The organism is Leucobacter viscericola (genome assembly GCF_011299575.1).
Classification (GTDB): domain Bacteria; phylum Actinomycetota; class Actinomycetes; order Actinomycetales; family Microbacteriaceae; genus Leucobacter; species Leucobacter viscericola.
In genome coordinates this window covers 2,747,530-2,760,585 of sequence record NZ_CP049863.1, presented here as the reverse complement: position 1 = coordinate 2,760,585, position 13,056 = coordinate 2,747,530, and the positions used below count along the sequence as shown (strand labels likewise).

24 protein-coding genes are annotated in these 13,056 nt (G+C 58.7%); 3 read left to right on the top strand and 21 right to left on the bottom strand.

Annotated features, from left to right (window positions below; all coding sequences use genetic code 11):
- Positions 1 to 40 precede the first annotated feature (40 nt).
- Genes G7068_RS11970 through G7068_RS11960 form a run of 3 tightly spaced genes read left to right on the top strand, consistent with a single transcriptional unit; the run spans position 41 to position 1,275 of the window.
- A complete protein-coding gene (locus G7068_RS11970; protein WP_166292169.1) occupies positions 41 to 688 on the top strand; it encodes a M23 family metallopeptidase in 648 nt (215 codons plus the stop codon).
- Positions 685 to 1,035 carry a hypothetical protein gene (locus G7068_RS11965; protein WP_166292168.1) on the top strand — a complete coding sequence of 117 codons (351 nt, stop codon included), beginning with the start codon at positions 685 to 687 and terminating at the stop codon, positions 1,033 to 1,035. Before G7068_RS11970 ends, G7068_RS11965 begins: the two co-directional genes overlap by 4 nt.
- Positions 1,036 to 1,275, top strand: a complete 240-nt coding sequence (locus G7068_RS11960; RefSeq protein WP_166292167.1) for a holin — start codon at positions 1,036 to 1,038, stop codon at positions 1,273 to 1,275.
- 59 nt (positions 1,276 to 1,334) lie between these two features.
- On the opposite strand, the gene G7068_RS11955 is transcribed toward G7068_RS11960, so the two are convergent.
- From G7068_RS11955 to G7068_RS11855, 21 genes are all read right to left on the bottom strand, one after another.
- Entirely contained in the window at positions 1,335 to 1,604 is a 270-nt protein-coding gene (locus tag G7068_RS11955) for a hypothetical protein (RefSeq protein ID WP_166292166.1), read from the bottom strand.
- A gap of 48 nt (positions 1,605 to 1,652) precedes the next feature.
- Positions 1,653 to 2,279, bottom strand: coding sequence for an SOS response-associated peptidase family protein (locus tag G7068_RS11950; protein ID WP_166292165.1), 627 nt, complete (start codon positions 2,277 to 2,279; stop codon positions 1,653 to 1,655).
- Positions 2,280 to 3,644: 1,365 nt separating this feature from the next.
- Positions 3,645 to 4,031: a hypothetical protein gene (locus G7068_RS11945; RefSeq protein WP_166292164.1), complete on the bottom strand. Its 387-nt coding sequence runs from the start codon at positions 4,029 to 4,031 to the stop codon at positions 3,645 to 3,647.
- Positions 4,032 to 4,048: 17 nt separating this feature from the next.
- The gene (locus G7068_RS11940) at positions 4,049 to 4,387 is read right to left on the bottom strand and encodes a hypothetical protein (RefSeq protein ID WP_166292163.1); all 339 of its coding nucleotides are present in this window, start codon (positions 4,385 to 4,387) and stop codon (positions 4,049 to 4,051) included.
- A gap of 45 nt (positions 4,388 to 4,432) precedes the next feature.
- The gene (locus tag G7068_RS11935; protein WP_166292162.1) at positions 4,433 to 4,624 is read right to left on the bottom strand and encodes a hypothetical protein; all 192 of its coding nucleotides are present in this window, start codon (positions 4,622 to 4,624) and stop codon (positions 4,433 to 4,435) included.
- Positions 4,621 to 4,803: a hypothetical protein gene (locus G7068_RS11930; protein ID WP_166292161.1), complete on the bottom strand. Its 183-nt coding sequence runs from the start codon at positions 4,801 to 4,803 to the stop codon at positions 4,621 to 4,623. The genes G7068_RS11935 and G7068_RS11930 overlap by 4 nt, the downstream gene beginning before the upstream one ends.
- A 9-nt stretch (positions 4,804 to 4,812) precedes the next feature.
- Positions 4,813 to 5,211: a hypothetical protein gene (locus G7068_RS11925; protein WP_166292160.1), complete on the bottom strand. Its 399-nt coding sequence runs from the start codon at positions 5,209 to 5,211 to the stop codon at positions 4,813 to 4,815.
- A complete protein-coding gene (locus G7068_RS11920; protein WP_166292159.1) occupies positions 5,201 to 5,854 on the bottom strand; it encodes a hypothetical protein in 654 nt (217 codons plus the stop codon). The genes G7068_RS11925 and G7068_RS11920 overlap by 11 nt, the downstream gene beginning before the upstream one ends.
- Complete coding sequence (locus tag G7068_RS11915; RefSeq protein WP_166292158.1) at positions 5,854 to 6,300, bottom strand: hypothetical protein; 447 nt, start codon at positions 6,298 to 6,300, stop codon at positions 5,854 to 5,856. The genes G7068_RS11920 and G7068_RS11915 overlap by 1 nt, the downstream gene beginning before the upstream one ends.
- Positions 6,297 to 6,560, bottom strand: a complete 264-nt coding sequence (locus G7068_RS11910) for a hypothetical protein (protein WP_166292157.1) — start codon at positions 6,558 to 6,560, stop codon at positions 6,297 to 6,299. Before G7068_RS11910 ends, G7068_RS11915 begins: the two co-directional genes overlap by 4 nt.
- 100 nt (positions 6,561 to 6,660) lie before the next feature.
- Positions 6,661 to 7,830, bottom strand: coding sequence for an RtcB family protein (locus G7068_RS11905; protein ID WP_166292156.1), 1,170 nt, complete (start codon positions 7,828 to 7,830; stop codon positions 6,661 to 6,663).
- 13 nt (positions 7,831 to 7,843) lie between these two features.
- Positions 7,844 to 8,302: a single-stranded DNA-binding protein gene (locus tag G7068_RS11900; protein ID WP_166292155.1), complete on the bottom strand. Its 459-nt coding sequence runs from the start codon at positions 8,300 to 8,302 to the stop codon at positions 7,844 to 7,846.
- A complete protein-coding gene (locus G7068_RS11895; protein ID WP_166292154.1) occupies positions 8,299 to 8,622 on the bottom strand; it encodes a hypothetical protein in 324 nt (107 codons plus the stop codon). Before G7068_RS11895 ends, G7068_RS11900 begins: the two co-directional genes overlap by 4 nt.
- Complete coding sequence (locus G7068_RS11890; RefSeq protein WP_166292153.1) at positions 8,615 to 9,082, bottom strand: hypothetical protein; 468 nt, start codon at positions 9,080 to 9,082, stop codon at positions 8,615 to 8,617. Before G7068_RS11890 ends, G7068_RS11895 begins: the two co-directional genes overlap by 8 nt.
- A complete protein-coding gene (locus G7068_RS11885; protein ID WP_166292152.1) occupies positions 9,079 to 9,843 on the bottom strand; it encodes a hypothetical protein in 765 nt (254 codons plus the stop codon). The genes G7068_RS11890 and G7068_RS11885 overlap by 4 nt, the downstream gene beginning before the upstream one ends.
- Before the next feature lie 107 nt (positions 9,844 to 9,950).
- Complete coding sequence (locus G7068_RS11880; RefSeq protein ID WP_166292151.1) at positions 9,951 to 10,160, bottom strand: hypothetical protein; 210 nt, start codon at positions 10,158 to 10,160, stop codon at positions 9,951 to 9,953.
- Entirely contained in the window at positions 10,161 to 10,391 is a 231-nt protein-coding gene (locus tag G7068_RS11875; RefSeq protein WP_166292150.1) for a hypothetical protein, read from the bottom strand.
- Positions 10,388 to 10,756 (bottom strand): HNH endonuclease, encoded by a 369-nt coding sequence (locus tag G7068_RS11870; RefSeq protein WP_166292149.1) that lies wholly within the window; start codon positions 10,754 to 10,756, stop codon positions 10,388 to 10,390. The genes G7068_RS11875 and G7068_RS11870 overlap by 4 nt, the downstream gene beginning before the upstream one ends.
- Positions 10,749 to 11,522, bottom strand: a complete 774-nt coding sequence (locus tag G7068_RS11865; protein ID WP_166292148.1) for a hypothetical protein — start codon at positions 11,520 to 11,522, stop codon at positions 10,749 to 10,751. Before G7068_RS11865 ends, G7068_RS11870 begins: the two co-directional genes overlap by 8 nt.
- Complete coding sequence (locus G7068_RS11860; RefSeq protein WP_166292147.1) at positions 11,519 to 12,343, bottom strand: PD-(D/E)XK nuclease-like domain-containing protein; 825 nt, start codon at positions 12,341 to 12,343, stop codon at positions 11,519 to 11,521. Before G7068_RS11860 ends, G7068_RS11865 begins: the two co-directional genes overlap by 4 nt.
- A 277-nt stretch (positions 12,344 to 12,620) precedes the next feature.
- Entirely contained in the window at positions 12,621 to 13,040 is a 420-nt protein-coding gene (locus G7068_RS11855; RefSeq protein WP_166292146.1) for a RusA family crossover junction endodeoxyribonuclease, read from the bottom strand.
- Positions 13,041 to 13,056: the final 16 nt, after the last annotated feature.

The window sequence follows — 13,056 nt, the reverse complement described above, 5'->3', positions numbered from 1 at the left end:
CCGCTACGGCGGGGTTTTTGCATGTAAGGAGGGGAAATTCATGGCTGAGTTATTTTGGCCGTTCGATCCCGCGCTCGTGAGTGAGTGGCCTGGTACTCGCCCGCAGGGGTGGGCTGATCACGTCGGCACTGACTTTGCGGTTGCGCAAGGGACACCGTTGCGCGCCACCATGTCCGGCATTGTCGACATCATTTGGAACGACGGCCTGGGTGCGTGGGTGATCGACATCATCGCACCGGACGGCACTGTCGCCCGTCACGGTCATCTGTCACGGATGGACCCGAAAGATGGCCAGTGGGTGAACGCCGGAGATGTGATCGGACTCACTGGCGGGGCGCTCGGCACTATCGGGGCCGGTCTCTCGACTGGTTCTCACTTGCACTGGGAGATCCGTGACAACCGCGGGTGGGGTCCGGTGGGTTGGTATGACCCGCGCAGTCTCCCCATCAAAGCATTTCCGAAGCATGCCGCACCTGCGGCACCGAAAAGACAGGAGCACAACATGTTGATGGCATACTACGAGCACGCTGCAGGACCGAATCAGGGACGCTGGGCCGTTTTTGGCCCGAAGTTCTGGATGGAACTGTCCACGCAGCGGGCCGCTAACGCGTTCGCGCAGCAGCTCGGACTCGTCGCGTTCCACACTGATGCTGGTGGGTGGGCGAAGTTCAAGCGAGTCTCGAAATGACCGCAGCTGCGCCCGGCAATATCGGGCTTGCTGAACTTTGGCACCAAGGCCAAGGCACTCAAGAACGGATCGCAAGGCTTGAGGTGATCGTGGAACAACTCGCGAAAGTTGACGAGCGCCTCGATTCGCATTCTGGGCGGCTACGAGATCTTGAGGCCGCAACGGTCAGGCAAGAGGGTGATGCCGCGGACATTAAGGCCGTGATGGAGCGCCAGGTCTCGATTGAGAAGAAGCATGATGCTGTGGCTCATCAGGTCTCACGGATCATCTGGCTACCACCACTCGCAGCCGGGCTTATTGCAACTGGCGGCGCTTACATTGTTGGACGAATCTTTAACGGAGGATAAATGTTCGAGAAGCAGTTTTGGAAAGATGCTGGCGAGCGTGCAGTGAAGACATTTGCTCAGGCCGCGGTAGCTTTGCTCACCGCGGGCGCGACTGGGTTACTCGGGATTGACTGGCTTCAGCTTTTCTCGGTAGCCGGTCTAGCGGCGCTCGTGTCGATCCTCACTTCGGTGGGGTCCGATTCGTTCGGCGACCGCGGGACTGCCTCGCTTGTCACTCGCGACGCTGAAGACAGTGTGTAGAAACAGCGAAACCCCCTCACTCAATCCCAACGGGATCAGGTGAGGGGGTCTTTTTGTGTTTATTGGTAGCCGCCTGGCCCGACACCGCGGTTGCTTTGGGTGTTCGGGCGGGTGCTCGGCCACGGCACTGTTTTCTCGGCCTCGGTCAGGTCGTTGTAGATCCCCGTCATGCGGCGCTGTGCTGGGTCGGGCTCCCATCTCATCACCATGTAGCGGTCCGCACCGGTTGTGTCAGTAATTTTGTGGATGACGGCTTTGGGTTGCTGTCTAAATTCGCGCAGCACGACCCAGACGTTGGTTTCTATCTGGATCAGATTGATTTGCGGCACGGCACCCTCCTGAGACTAGGGCTCGAGAGTATCTGGTGGCTCTGACATTCACACCGCGGCGGTGAGTGTTCGTGAGATTTCGTCGGAGCCGTGCTGTACTTCTGACACGAGACTTTCGTCGCCGGGGCGTTCGGGGTCGAGCCATTCGCTGTAGAGGGATTGTGGGAGCACGAGTGGCATGCGTGGCCAATAGTCGGCAGCCTCACCTACAGCGTCGCGAGTCACCATTGAATAGGTGACGAGCTCGGTGCCGTCTTCTCGAGTAATCGTATTCGTGAGTGCCGCGATCCCGAATGGTTCGTGCTCGGGGAGGTGGAAGCGGCCTTTCTTTTCGACGTACCAGGATGCGGGGAGGATTGCGCGGTGCTGAAAGGGGCGCTTCCATGAGCGTAGGAGTTTGTCATCGCGGCTGTTGAAGGCGCTGAATTTGACCGGCCCTGATCCGTCGAGCCAGATCCACCACCACGCCATCAGCAACTCTTGCTCACCGGCAGAGTTCGCGCGAATGATCGGGTTCAGATTGACCGCGTTCTTGCCGGTGATCTTCGCGCTCCCGCTGCGCTGCTCCATCCAATCTGACAAGAGTTGCTGCGAGTCTCGGTCATCCATCGGCTCAAGCCCGCGGGGTAGCTCGATCCGCTCGCCGTTACCGCTGAGTCCATATGATGCACACATGCAGGCAGAATACGCCTGACCAGTGCTGTTCAGCTAGGGGTTAGTGTGAATTGCGAGGCCGGTGTGGGAGCATATCTGGTGCCGCTTTGTGTCGGCGTCTGATGTGTCGGACGGCTCCGAGAGAGCGACCAATTTTGAGAGCGGCTGCGGTAGCGGTGTTCCGGTAGTCCAAAGCGATGGTGAGTTCTTCAGGGGTCCAGGGCTCACGCCATCGTGTTGCTGCGCGTGCTGTCTCGCGTTGAGCGTGTCGTGCGCGAGCGGTTAGCGAAGCAGACTTCTCGGCAGGCATGGGCTGATGAGATGGGCCGGTCCTTTCGTAGCCGTCTCGCTTCATTGCGCGGTATGCGGCATCGCACTTTCTGCACTCGCAACCCCTCCGGTGACGGGCTGGGGTGCCGTGTGCAGGCAGCGGCGCGGTCCAAGCGGGGAGGTCGTGTTGTTGACGCAATTTCGCAACCTGTTTGCGATGCAATCCCGTTCTGCGCTCGATCTCACGGTCAGAGAATCCGGCACATGCGAGCGCTATTGCTTCTGCTGACACGGCCTAACTACTTTCTTGCTTTTTGAGTATCAACCGGCGTGCGTAGATTGACGGCAACGTGCGCCCAATCCGCTCTGCAACAACTGGCCCGCTGAGTTTTTCGTCCATTACCAAAGCGTCTTCCTCAGGCGTCCATGCTTTCCAAGTTTTCTGTGTCCCTTGGGCTTGCCGACGCTCGAGGTCTTCCCTGTAGTGCTGGCTGCAGAGTCCCATCTTTCGCGTAGGGTTTTCACACCCGGGTATCTCACATCTTTCGTTAGTTGACTGAGGAAGAGTTCTCGTGGAGAACTCTTCGGCATCCCACCCGGGAATTATGGCGTCCAAAATATGTCGCTCAGTTTCGCTGAGTGGAGCGACTGATTTCCAGCCGAGATGTCGCCCGCGTTGCATCTTCAGGTGCCGTCCAAGTGAGAACTCATCCGGACTGGGGTTGTGTCCCATATCCCGAGGCCATCTGCGTTCTGTAGCCACAAAGTCGGCAATGCGGGTAGCCCAATCCTGATACCGCTTCAGCCTCGCGGCTATTGCCGCTTCTGACTTCTTGTACCTGACGGGCTTCGACAAGTCCATCTTGGTCCGGCCTCGTTTGCGTGGGGCGTTCCAATCGGGATAAGCGGAATCGAGCGCTTGAATGTGTTGCGCAGAAAGTTCCCCCTGTTTGTGCCTGTGTCTCGCGTTGTAAACAAAGTTTGCGAGGACTACCTCGTCGGGGTCGTCTGAAATACGGACCGGGGGACCGCCGTTAGCTTTGATAAAGGTTGACAGTCTCTCCGTTTTGGTAAAGAACGCCCCTCGTTGAGGTCGTGACGGGTTAGCGGGCTGGGTCATTTTTTGCCCTTCCCGAGTTGCTTGCGTAGTGTGAGGCGGGAAATACGTGCGTCTTGTGCGGCTTGCACTTCGGATTCACCGGCAAGGTGTGCGACGACCGCCCCTTGGTATGCGTCAATTCTTGCTTGGATGAGCGATTGGCCTCGGGCACCCAGATTGAATGTGCCGATTGCGATTTCAAGGGCCGCAGTCAAAGCGGCGTCGTTGTCATCTTCGTAGTCTGCTTCGTAATAGGTAGCAGTGCCGTAGTCCGGGCGGCGTAATCTCACTTTCACGTCGTACAGGTTTACTAGCTCGGTGAAACGCTCGATTTGAGATTCGGTCATCTCATCCGCTGCGGGGCCAAGCCAGGCTTTGGCTCCGGGAAGTTTGGTGGTGGTCATGATGGTTCCTTGGTCGGCTAGCTGTCGAGGCGTGCGTTGATGCCGTCGAAGAATCCTGCGTCTTCTGCGGATTCGATGGAGACGACGCGGGTTGCGTTGATGAGGATTTCGCCGTACTCGGCGTCGAGGGGCTGATCGTCTGCGATGTCGCCTTCGAGGGTGATGATTACGGGGTCGTCACCAATTTCGATGGGGCATTGTACGTAGTAGTCCATGAGGGCTTCGAGGTTGGTGCAGACGGAGACACCATAGCGGGTGTCGGTTTCTTCGTTGCGCATAGGGAGGCTTGCGCGGCCTTCGCGCAGGAGATCCTCAATGCCGTGCTTGCGGTCTTGGATTCGTACGTAGGTGGCCATTTTCTTCTCCCTTGCTGTTGTGTATAAATATACAGCAAAGTGGAGCTATTGTCTACTTTTATACAATCCGGTTTTCTGGGCCTCAATTTCAGCAAACAGCCGCTTCCGCTTGACCTTTCGAACTAGCTCGGTCGCGCGTGACTTGCTGATGCCGTGGTGTTCGAGAATCTGCGTGGAGGTCCACCCCGCGTCGTGCTGCTCAGCAATCAGCGCAAGCCTGGCGTCGTAGTCGATCATTCTTGGATCCAGGAGATGATGAGCGCGTTTTCCGGGATCTCGCACGCGTCTTTTGCTGCCTCCCATGTCGCGCCCTCACCCGTGACCTCCACCATTTCGTAGTCGGAGAGGTCACGGGCGTGACGATCCTCAGGAGGCACACTGTTGGCGTCGAGAGCGATATGGGCGCGAGCAATCATGACCCCAGACTAGCTCGCATCGACTGCCCGGACGGTCGAGCACGGCGCAAGCTCACCGCACGACACGCATTCCTCGTCTCGATGGCTAAAGCGCCGGTCGCGTGACGGCTCAACTGGTACATGATGTAACGCGCGTACTCTCTCGATGGCGGCGCGCGCCTCCCGTAGCTCAGCAAGCCAGTCGGACCGGCTAACCTTCACCTCATGCCAATGAACGGCCATGCTGGATCCATAGGGTATCCCGGGCCATTTATCAAGCGCCATGAAATCGGCAATGTAGTTGCCGAAACGATCCCCGAGAGTGCGGCGCACGTGTTCCGCCCGCACCCAGCGATCCGCGAGCGCCCCTGGCCGAATGCTCGTGTATCGCTTGCCGAGCAGGTTCAGCATGTCGCGCTCAGTTGCCATCACTCGCCCTCTCCAGTGCTGGCGAGAGCATTTCGCTCTCGTGCTCACGGAACATGTCCATTGCCTCCGTTTTCGTGTTGGCGGCAAACGCTTTCGGGCACCATTCGCACTGCACGACGTACAGACGGCCCGGGAGATTGTGGGAGCATCCCGTGTCCCCGATTGCGCTCTGATGCCACCTGGCTTGCGAGAAGCCCTCCGGGGCTGCCGTGACCGAGCCGTTTCGCACTTTTGGCGCGTAGAAAAGTGTTCGTCCCGGTTCTGTCGCTTCGGGTACAGCAGCACGAGAAAGCTGGTGATCGATCATCGCCAGGGCACCGCACTTGTAACCTGCGTGCCAAAACTCAAGCTCCCAATCGCTCGGCTTTTCTTCGATGCCGGTTACGGCCTTGTACTCAGCAATTGAATCTTTGAGGTGCTGCACGCTCGCGACCTCAGCTATACGCTTCAGCGCTTCTCGATCGTTCTCGTCTGGTGTGTCAGGTGTCGCTTCCAAAGCGCCAACCAATCGCGCAATCACGTCGAACCCGAGGTACTCGCGAGTTGGGCCACCTGGATAGTCCTGATATCCACCACCGAAGTCCTTCAGCAACTTTCGCGCTTCGTCAATCCGTTCGCGTTTCTGTTCTGGTGTCATCGTCATCACCATTCCTCACAACTTTCATACCCGATAAGCTTTGCCAGCTTGTCTTTCAGTTCCGCAAGCTCCTTTACGGCTGCGTCACGTTGTTCGTTGGCTGCGTCTACTTCACGGGCCCAGTGTTGTTTGTGTCTTTCCAGCGCCTCGTCGGGGAGCCGAAACCAAGGGCCGCGTTGAGCGAGCTTTCCTTCCTCACGCCAGTTGTGTTCGCTCGCGTGACCGACGTGCAAAACTTCGCCGTCCGGGTTTACCCAGTACGTGTTACGTGCCCCTTGAAGTACACCGTCATAGACGGCAGTCGTTTGTGGCAGGATTTGCCAAGCCACCCCAACAACTCGTTTCGAGAGCTTGGCGTTGAGGCCTGATTCGAACGACTGATTCTCAAGTTGCTCCTTGAACTCAGCGTCTAGCCAGTCAGTTCGGCGAGTTTTGCGTTTTGGTATCGTCATTTCGTTTGTCCTATCTGCGCGAGAACCCGAGCCGCGTCAGCCTCGGCTTCACGTAGCCGCTCCCCCAAAATCGCGCACTCGTCTTCCGTGAGTTGCGATTGGTCACAGTTGGCCAGGTCGCTCGCGGTCGCCGTGTTGCCCATCGTTGGACGGCGACCTAAAGACCTTTCGATCTTGAGTGCGGCATCTCGAATGTTGGTGCCCACCACCAGGTAGGCACCTCCGCGTGCAAACCTGCTCGCGAACGCGTAAATCTTCATCAACTTCTCCTAAAACGACTGCGGGGGCCACACGATGCGGCCCCCGGGAAACACGAAGCCCCGCTCTCTTGGCGGGGCTAGATACTGCAAATGACGGGCGTTAGTCGCCCTTCACGTTGACGATCTGTCGAAGCTCGTACACAACTTCCACGAGCGGATCCGCGTCTTGCATCACCACATCAATCGGTTTGTAAGCTGCGGGGATCTCGTCAATGAACTCGGGCGTATCGCGGTACTCGATGTCACCCATTGCCGCGCGTAGTTCGTCTTGTGTGAACCGTTTGCGTGCTGCCGAGCGTGAGTATTGACGGCCCGCCCCGTGAGGTGCCGAGCAGAGCGCGACCTTGTTGCCTTTGCCCTTCACGACGTAGGAGCGGTCCCCCATCGATCCCGGGATGAGTCCCCACACGCCTTCGGCTGCGTCGATAGCGCCCTTGCGGGAGAGCCACACATTCGACCCGAAATGGTTTTCTTGTTCGGTGTAGTTGTGGTGGCAGTTCACGACAAGCTCAGTCTCGATCAGTGCACCAGCCCACTTTTCGAAGCAGTAGCGAACGCGGTCCATCATTTCGGCACGGTTCTGGAAAGCGAACTCTTGAGCCCACCGCAGTTCGGCAATGTACCGGTCGAACTCCGCTTCGCCCTCTACGAGATAAGCGAGGTCGGTGTGCGGGAGCTCGATGAACCGGCTGGCGCATTGTTCCTGCGCAACCTTGATGTGGTGCTGCGCGATCCGGTTCCCAATACCGCGGGAACCAGAGTGCAGGAATAGCCACACGCGGTCATCCTGATCAAGTGACACCTCAATGAAATGGTTCCCCGACCCGAGCGTACCGAGATGGAGTTTCCAGTTCCCGACATACGAAGCCGGATCGAAGCCAGCCAGTCTCGCGTCCGCGTCAAGTGTGTTGGTTCGCGCAGCCGCTGATGGGGAGAGGTCCATGTTGTACTTCCCAGCAGACAGCGGAATTGCCTTCTCGATTGCGGTACGAAGCGTACTGCGGTCGAGTCCCGCAATATCGTCGGCAGTGAACTGGGTTCGAACGGCAATCATGCCGCACCCAATGTCCACACCCACTGCTGCTGGGATGATCGCGCCCCGTGTCGGGATCACTGACCCGACCGTTGCACCCTTGCCGAGGTGCGCGTCGGGCATGATCGCGATGTGCGGGTAGATGAATGGCATGGTGCCGGTCATGATTGCTTGCTCGCGCGTGTTCTCGTCAAGGATTGAGGCCCACGAGATTACTTGCTTGCTGAGGTGTTCCATGTTCTGATTCTCCTTAGAATGGTTGTTCATCGTCAAAGCTGTTTTGAGCGCCTGCTGGTTGCCCCCAAGCACTCTGCCCCTCGGGTGCCCCTGAACTCGTGCCAGGACCGTCCTGGCGAGGCGGGCGAGGCACAAGCGTCAGGCGCGCGAACCGCAGTTCGAGGCTCGGTCGAGGTTTCCCGCTGTTGTCGATGTATGCCGACAGTCGCGGCTCCCCTTCGATCCTGACTTCTGTCCCCTTCGAAACAACCGACGCTAGATGCGTTGCCATCTCGTCAAAGAAGGTCGCTTGCGCCCACGTCGTGATCTTCTCGCCGTCACGATCTAGTTCGTCTTCCCACTCGTTTGTCTGCTTGTTGAATCGTCGCGGCGTGTGGGCCACCGAAATATCAAGCAGCCTTTTCCCCTGCTGAGAGACCCGGGTTTTCGGTTCTGCCGCGAATCCCTCGAAAACTGTGGTTGCTTTGCTCATACTGCCCTCAATCTGCTGTTGCCGGCAGGCATCCGTGATGCTGCCGTATCCAAAAGGCCACGGAGTTCCGTCACCTTGTTTTTCTGTTCCATGTACGCCTCGGCATACCTGGTTGCTTCACGGCTCGCACGGGCCGCGATTGCTTGCTGCTCGATCAGGACACCCGCGGTGAGTACCGCGAGTGCTTGAGGCCCACAAACACCGAAGCGGTGCGCAACCTCGCTGCACACCGCCTCAACATCGTCCGCGTCACCATTCCTGACCGCCGCAACAAACCGGGCCACCAACGGACGCGCCGCCAATATCTGAACCTCATCCATCGACCTGTCTCCCGACATCAAGCGCAAGCGGTGACGCGTTCGTGGTGCCGAGCATGTAGCTTGATTCGACCTGTTCGCGTTCCAACTTCTGCGCCTCTCGATACTCAGCGAGCTTCGCGAGAGCTTCCCGCGGGAGTGCCCGTTTCTCGTGCCAGTCGCGCGACACAAACCCAAGCGAGCGCGCCACACGCACATCACGAGCAATCTCGACCGCCCGCTGTGCTTTCCCCGACCGTTGCTCCCACAGACTGATCAACTCATCGACTTGCAGCGACTTCCCGACCCTCGCGTAATAGTGCGCGATAGTGTCTCGAGCCTCAGCCAGTGTCATCTCTGGCGCTTCTGACTGGATCGCGTACACCCACAAGGCGACACGCTCCCCCGTCATGCGCTCGGAGCTCATGTACTGATCGCCAGCCGCAGCGAGCGCGACCACCTCACCAATTTCTTGCGGGGTCATCCTTCACCTCCAATTTCTGCCGCAAATGCTCTCGCCTTATCGACGGCGGTCATCTTCTGGCCCGGTGCTTGAGTGGTGCCGCGGGGCAGCTCCTTGAATTTCTTGCGCATCCAGTTACGCCAGGTCGCCGACCAATCGAGCTTCACACCCCTCGCTCCCGCGACGCCGATCCAGTAGTCGATGAACACGAGGTGCTCCGCCTGCGTATCGAGGCCGGGGCACTGTTCACTGATCGCGGCAACGTCGTCTTTCGAGGGGAGCCAGTCGGCTGTGATTCTTGCCCCGCGTGTAGAAGTAGCTTTAGCTACTTCTTTAATAGGGGCCGGGTCGGGTCGGGTCGGGTCGGGGTGCCCGGAAACCTGTTGGTGTCCCGCGTCACTGTCCTTTTGTGTCCCGCCGGGACTTTGCCCTTTGTTCTCGGCCATTTTCTGGCGGTATGCCTCTTTGCGAAGGCGTTCCTTCTCTCGGGCAGCAAGGATGTCGGCACGCGATGGCTGGTAGTCAGACCAGTCATTGAACGCGATCCCATCACCCGTTTCGATCCACAACCCGACCGTCACAAGTCTGTCCCGGTGGGACACATCCGCCCCCAGCTCATCGAGCATGTAATCCGGCACACGACCATCCGTCAAATGCTGCGCCGACCACACCCCCGCCTGCAACCACAACCCCAAACACGAATGCCGCTCAGCACGCGGAATCCTCATCACCTTCGGATCACTCCCAAACTGATCATCAACCCTGAACCATGCCATTGACATCAACCTCCTTTCGTTTACTAGTAGCCAACTCAGGCCATGTGGAATGGAATGTGGAATTTCCGTTTTTCCACGTGGAATTAATGCTGGGAATTCGCCGTGAAACCGGTTCAGGGTCCAACGTCGTCTTCCCATCCGAAGAGTGACTGCATCAGCAACTCGATCCACCCTTCGCGGCGCGCGTGAACCGCGAGCGCGTCAAGATAGAGCAGGTCATCCTCGCCTTTGTTGTGGGCGGCGTCGGCCTTCTCACAGAGCTCCCGCGGGCTGTGTGCTCGCGCGCACGCAATCACGATCTTGTCTGGCGTGTACACACCCATCTAGGTCACCTCCGATTGCTGGATTGCTTCGAGCTGATCCATGCCGCTAATTGCGTGTTCTTTGGCTCGCTCGTACCCGACGTTCGCGACAGCAATTACCGCGGCGTAGAACGATTCCGAGAGACCGCCAGTAGGTGCCTTGCAATGGTCCAGAAAAGTATTCGCGAGCGTTTTCCGGTCCTCCCAGTCGAGTTCTTCGAATCCTGCGTAACTCAGCCATGCCTCCATCACTTCACCTCCGTCTTTCCACCGTGGTCATCCAAACGCCACACTCGACCGTCTGGATACCAGACCGGAGTTTCGCGCGCCTTCTGCGCCTCGTGCTCGTGGGTGCGCCCGGACTCGATAATCACGCCGCGCGCAATCAGTAGGTCGCGTAGCTCACCCTTGGTGTCTTCCTTCGCCCCGTTACAGAGCCCGCACGCAGCAATCAGGTTTGACTTGCCATCAAGCGACCTCGCGCCGCCACTCCCCCGATTGCGACGATGATCCGCTACATTCGCGTCTCGCAAGCACCCGTCCAGCTGGATAACGCAAAGGCCGCCATCCCGTTTCAGGACAGCGGCCACAACCTTCTTCGACAACGGTTTACCCATCGATCTCTACCGGTTTTTCGATAAAGAACTCGGTCACCGTGATGCCGTCCTGCGTGATCGACATGAACGCCTTCGTGAGCTCCGCAATATCGCGGGCTCCCCACTGCCCCATCTCGCGCTTCAGCATCGCTTCCATCTGGGCTTGGGTTACGCCTAGGTCTTTGAACTTGTCCACAGCGTCCGTGCGGCGCTGTTCGATGGGCTTACCGTCACCGTGTTCAAGGGTACGACGCAGCCGGTCCTCGGCGTCGGTCTTGAACCATCCCGGGAGCATCGCGAAGATGCACTCACGTACCGCTTTAGCTCCCTGGTTCTGGTTATTCAGGTAGATGTCGCCAAGATCGGTGAGCGGTAGCGCGCCGGCACGGGTGGACCGCATGTGCGGGACGATGAACGAGCGCGTAGTGCGCACGTTCTCCTGCTGATCCCACGCCCACGCTTGCATCTCCGATATACCGGCCTCGTCATCACGGCGAAGCTCACGCACCCCGTAATCGACGTTCTGCCAGATCCTCGCCAGTTCGCGCGCGATGTGGATCGACATACCAGAGCCACGTCTCGGGACAGAGTAGAACGCCCGCGATGCGACCGCGAGCCGGCCACACAGTTCTTGCATCTGCTCGCCGGCACGGTTCGTATCCCGCGGGAACGTCTTCGCTACCTGCACCGCTGCGGCGACCTCCGCCACCGCGCGCGACTGCTCCACGACTGTTCCTTGCGACATCGCCGCCAACGGTCGGGGCAACATCTGTTCAATCTCGGTCATGCGTTCTCACCGAACCTTTCTTGATATTCAACGATTGCGAAATGAGGTGCTCGCGCGAGCGACACCGTTTCGGGATAGCCCGGCCACTCCCCCGTTTCGAGGCAGTGCCGGTAAATGTCGCGGGCAGCGAGCGCTTTCGCCTCGCCCATCTCCGCGAACTCACGATCCAGCTGGATGACATTCACCAAATGTGGTGGTTCAGTTTCCACGACGATGAACAGCATTTCTGCAGTCCTGCCGGCAACCCGTTCCAGCAGGTCAAGGTAGTGACCGCGCGCGATGTCATACCCATATCGTGCGGCCGCTTTCGCGAACTCTGCCGGCGTCGCATCACCAGACATCGTTTTCAGGTCAGCGACGATATGCCCCTCGTCAGGGAGCCGATCAAACCGACACCTCAGCGGCACCCCGATCTGTTCACCAAACAGTGACACCTCAGAGCGTCCAGGCTTCTCCATAATCTTTCGTGCCGGCATGTGTCCGAGCACGGCTTCCGCCATCGCGTCAACCTCGCTCATGTCTTTGCGGAGCATCGGCACGAGGCCGGCGTCACGCGCATCATCCCTCGCCACCTTTGCCTCGTTCGACCGAAACGAATCAAAATCGAGCACCACAACTTCACCCGAGATCCCGAGCACCTTCGCATGCACAGCTGACCCGAGATCAAACGAAGCCTTGTACTCTTTGTTGCCGTCGAGCACCGCGTACTTGTACTTTGCCGGCGACTTCAAAAGGGTTTTCGCTCCCGTAGCCGACAAGCTCTTGTGCGCGTGATACGCCGCGTTCGGAAGGTCATACACGACCCCAGAGAGTTCAGTCAAAGGCTCGTTCCTCTCTCATTAGGTCGATCCGGGCGTCAACGTCATCCCATGGATCGAGGTCGTCTTCGGGATCGTCACGACAGAACTCGCACATCAGCACGCACCTTCTTTCTGGGGCAGTCCTCACGCCCATACGTGAAGGGGTTCGCACACCGCCCGCACCTGTGCTTCCGTTCTGGCTGCATGACCGCGGAAACAGTAAACCCCGCACCAGGCATCGGGTACGGGGCAATGTTGTAACGCTTCGGCGCAGTCATACGCTCAAGCTCGTCATCGGTCACTGTTCCCTCCGATCCTCAAACACCGACACATCAACACCCGCCGAGTTGAGATCGTCAGCAAACGACTCGTACATCGACACTGCAGTCACTCGTGAATCGTCACGAATCACACTTGCCTTCGTGAGAGCGTCCATGACGGCCCGCAGCAGCTTGTCGATGTCCGGTTTCGTCGCCGGTAGATAGAACTTTGGCTTCTTCGGGCGCGGCATGAAGAATGTCACGTGCAGTTCCACGGGACAGTCAAACCCGACACCACCCGCCTCGAGCAGCGCCGCCTCAGCGACACTCTGAACGAGCGCGCGCCACGGCTTCAACTTCGCACCATTCGCGTCACGCAGCCACGCCTTGCCGCCACCCTGCGCCACAGTCTTAGAACCTTGCGGCACCGGCACACCATCAACTCTGAACTCAATCACTCTCGATTCCTCCAAA

What these genes read in the sequence shown, in the direction of transcription:
- G7068_RS11940 (WP_166292163.1), bottom strand. Translation starts at nt 4,387, where the DNA reads ATGGCCACCTACGTACGAATCCAAGACCGCAAGCACGGCATTGAGGAT.
- G7068_RS11870 (WP_166292149.1), bottom strand. Translation starts at nt 10,756, where the DNA reads ATGGGTAAACCGTTGTCGAAGAAGGTTGTGGCCGCTGTCCTGAAACGG.
- G7068_RS11930 (WP_166292161.1), bottom strand. Translation starts at nt 4,803, where the DNA reads ATGATTGCTCGCGCCCATATCGCTCTCGACGCCAACAGTGTGCCTCCT.
- G7068_RS11970 (WP_166292169.1), top strand. Translation starts at nt 41, where the DNA reads ATGGCTGAGTTATTTTGGCCGTTCGATCCCGCGCTCGTGAGTGAGTGG.
- G7068_RS11925 (WP_166292160.1), bottom strand. Translation starts at nt 5,211, where the DNA reads ATGGCAACTGAGCGCGACATGCTGAACCTGCTCGGCAAGCGATACACG.
- G7068_RS11960 (WP_166292167.1), top strand. Translation starts at nt 1,036, where the DNA reads ATGTTCGAGAAGCAGTTTTGGAAAGATGCTGGCGAGCGTGCAGTGAAG.
- G7068_RS11935 (WP_166292162.1), bottom strand. Translation starts at nt 4,624, where the DNA reads ATGATCGACTACGACGCCAGGCTTGCGCTGATTGCTGAGCAGCACGAC.
- G7068_RS11880 (WP_166292151.1), bottom strand. Translation starts at nt 10,160, where the DNA reads ATGGGTGTGTACACGCCAGACAAGATCGTGATTGCGTGCGCGCGAGCA.
- G7068_RS11905 (WP_166292156.1), bottom strand. Translation starts at nt 7,830, where the DNA reads ATGGAACACCTCAGCAAGCAAGTAATCTCGTGGGCCTCAATCCTTGAC.
- G7068_RS11945 (WP_166292164.1), bottom strand. Translation starts at nt 4,031, where the DNA reads ATGACCACCACCAAACTTCCCGGAGCCAAAGCCTGGCTTGGCCCCGCA.
- G7068_RS11950 (WP_166292165.1), bottom strand. Translation starts at nt 2,279, where the DNA reads ATGTGTGCATCATATGGACTCAGCGGTAACGGCGAGCGGATCGAGCTA.
- G7068_RS11920 (WP_166292159.1), bottom strand. Translation starts at nt 5,854, where the DNA reads ATGACGATGACACCAGAACAGAAACGCGAACGGATTGACGAAGCGCGA.
- G7068_RS11915 (WP_166292158.1), bottom strand. Translation starts at nt 6,300, where the DNA reads ATGACGATACCAAAACGCAAAACTCGCCGAACTGACTGGCTAGACGCT.
- G7068_RS11865 (WP_166292148.1), bottom strand. Translation starts at nt 11,522, where the DNA reads ATGACCGAGATTGAACAGATGTTGCCCCGACCGTTGGCGGCGATGTCG.
- G7068_RS11900 (WP_166292155.1), bottom strand. Translation starts at nt 8,302, where the DNA reads ATGAGCAAAGCAACCACAGTTTTCGAGGGATTCGCGGCAGAACCGAAA.
- G7068_RS11910 (WP_166292157.1), bottom strand. Translation starts at nt 6,560, where the DNA reads ATGAAGATTTACGCGTTCGCGAGCAGGTTTGCACGCGGAGGTGCCTAC.
- G7068_RS11965 (WP_166292168.1), top strand. Translation starts at nt 685, where the DNA reads ATGACCGCAGCTGCGCCCGGCAATATCGGGCTTGCTGAACTTTGGCAC.
- G7068_RS11885 (WP_166292152.1), bottom strand. Translation starts at nt 9,843, where the DNA reads ATGTCAATGGCATGGTTCAGGGTTGATGATCAGTTTGGGAGTGATCCG.
- G7068_RS11890 (WP_166292153.1), bottom strand. Translation starts at nt 9,082, where the DNA reads ATGACCCCGCAAGAAATTGGTGAGGTGGTCGCGCTCGCTGCGGCTGGC.
- G7068_RS11895 (WP_166292154.1), bottom strand. Translation starts at nt 8,622, where the DNA reads ATGGATGAGGTTCAGATATTGGCGGCGCGTCCGTTGGTGGCCCGGTTT.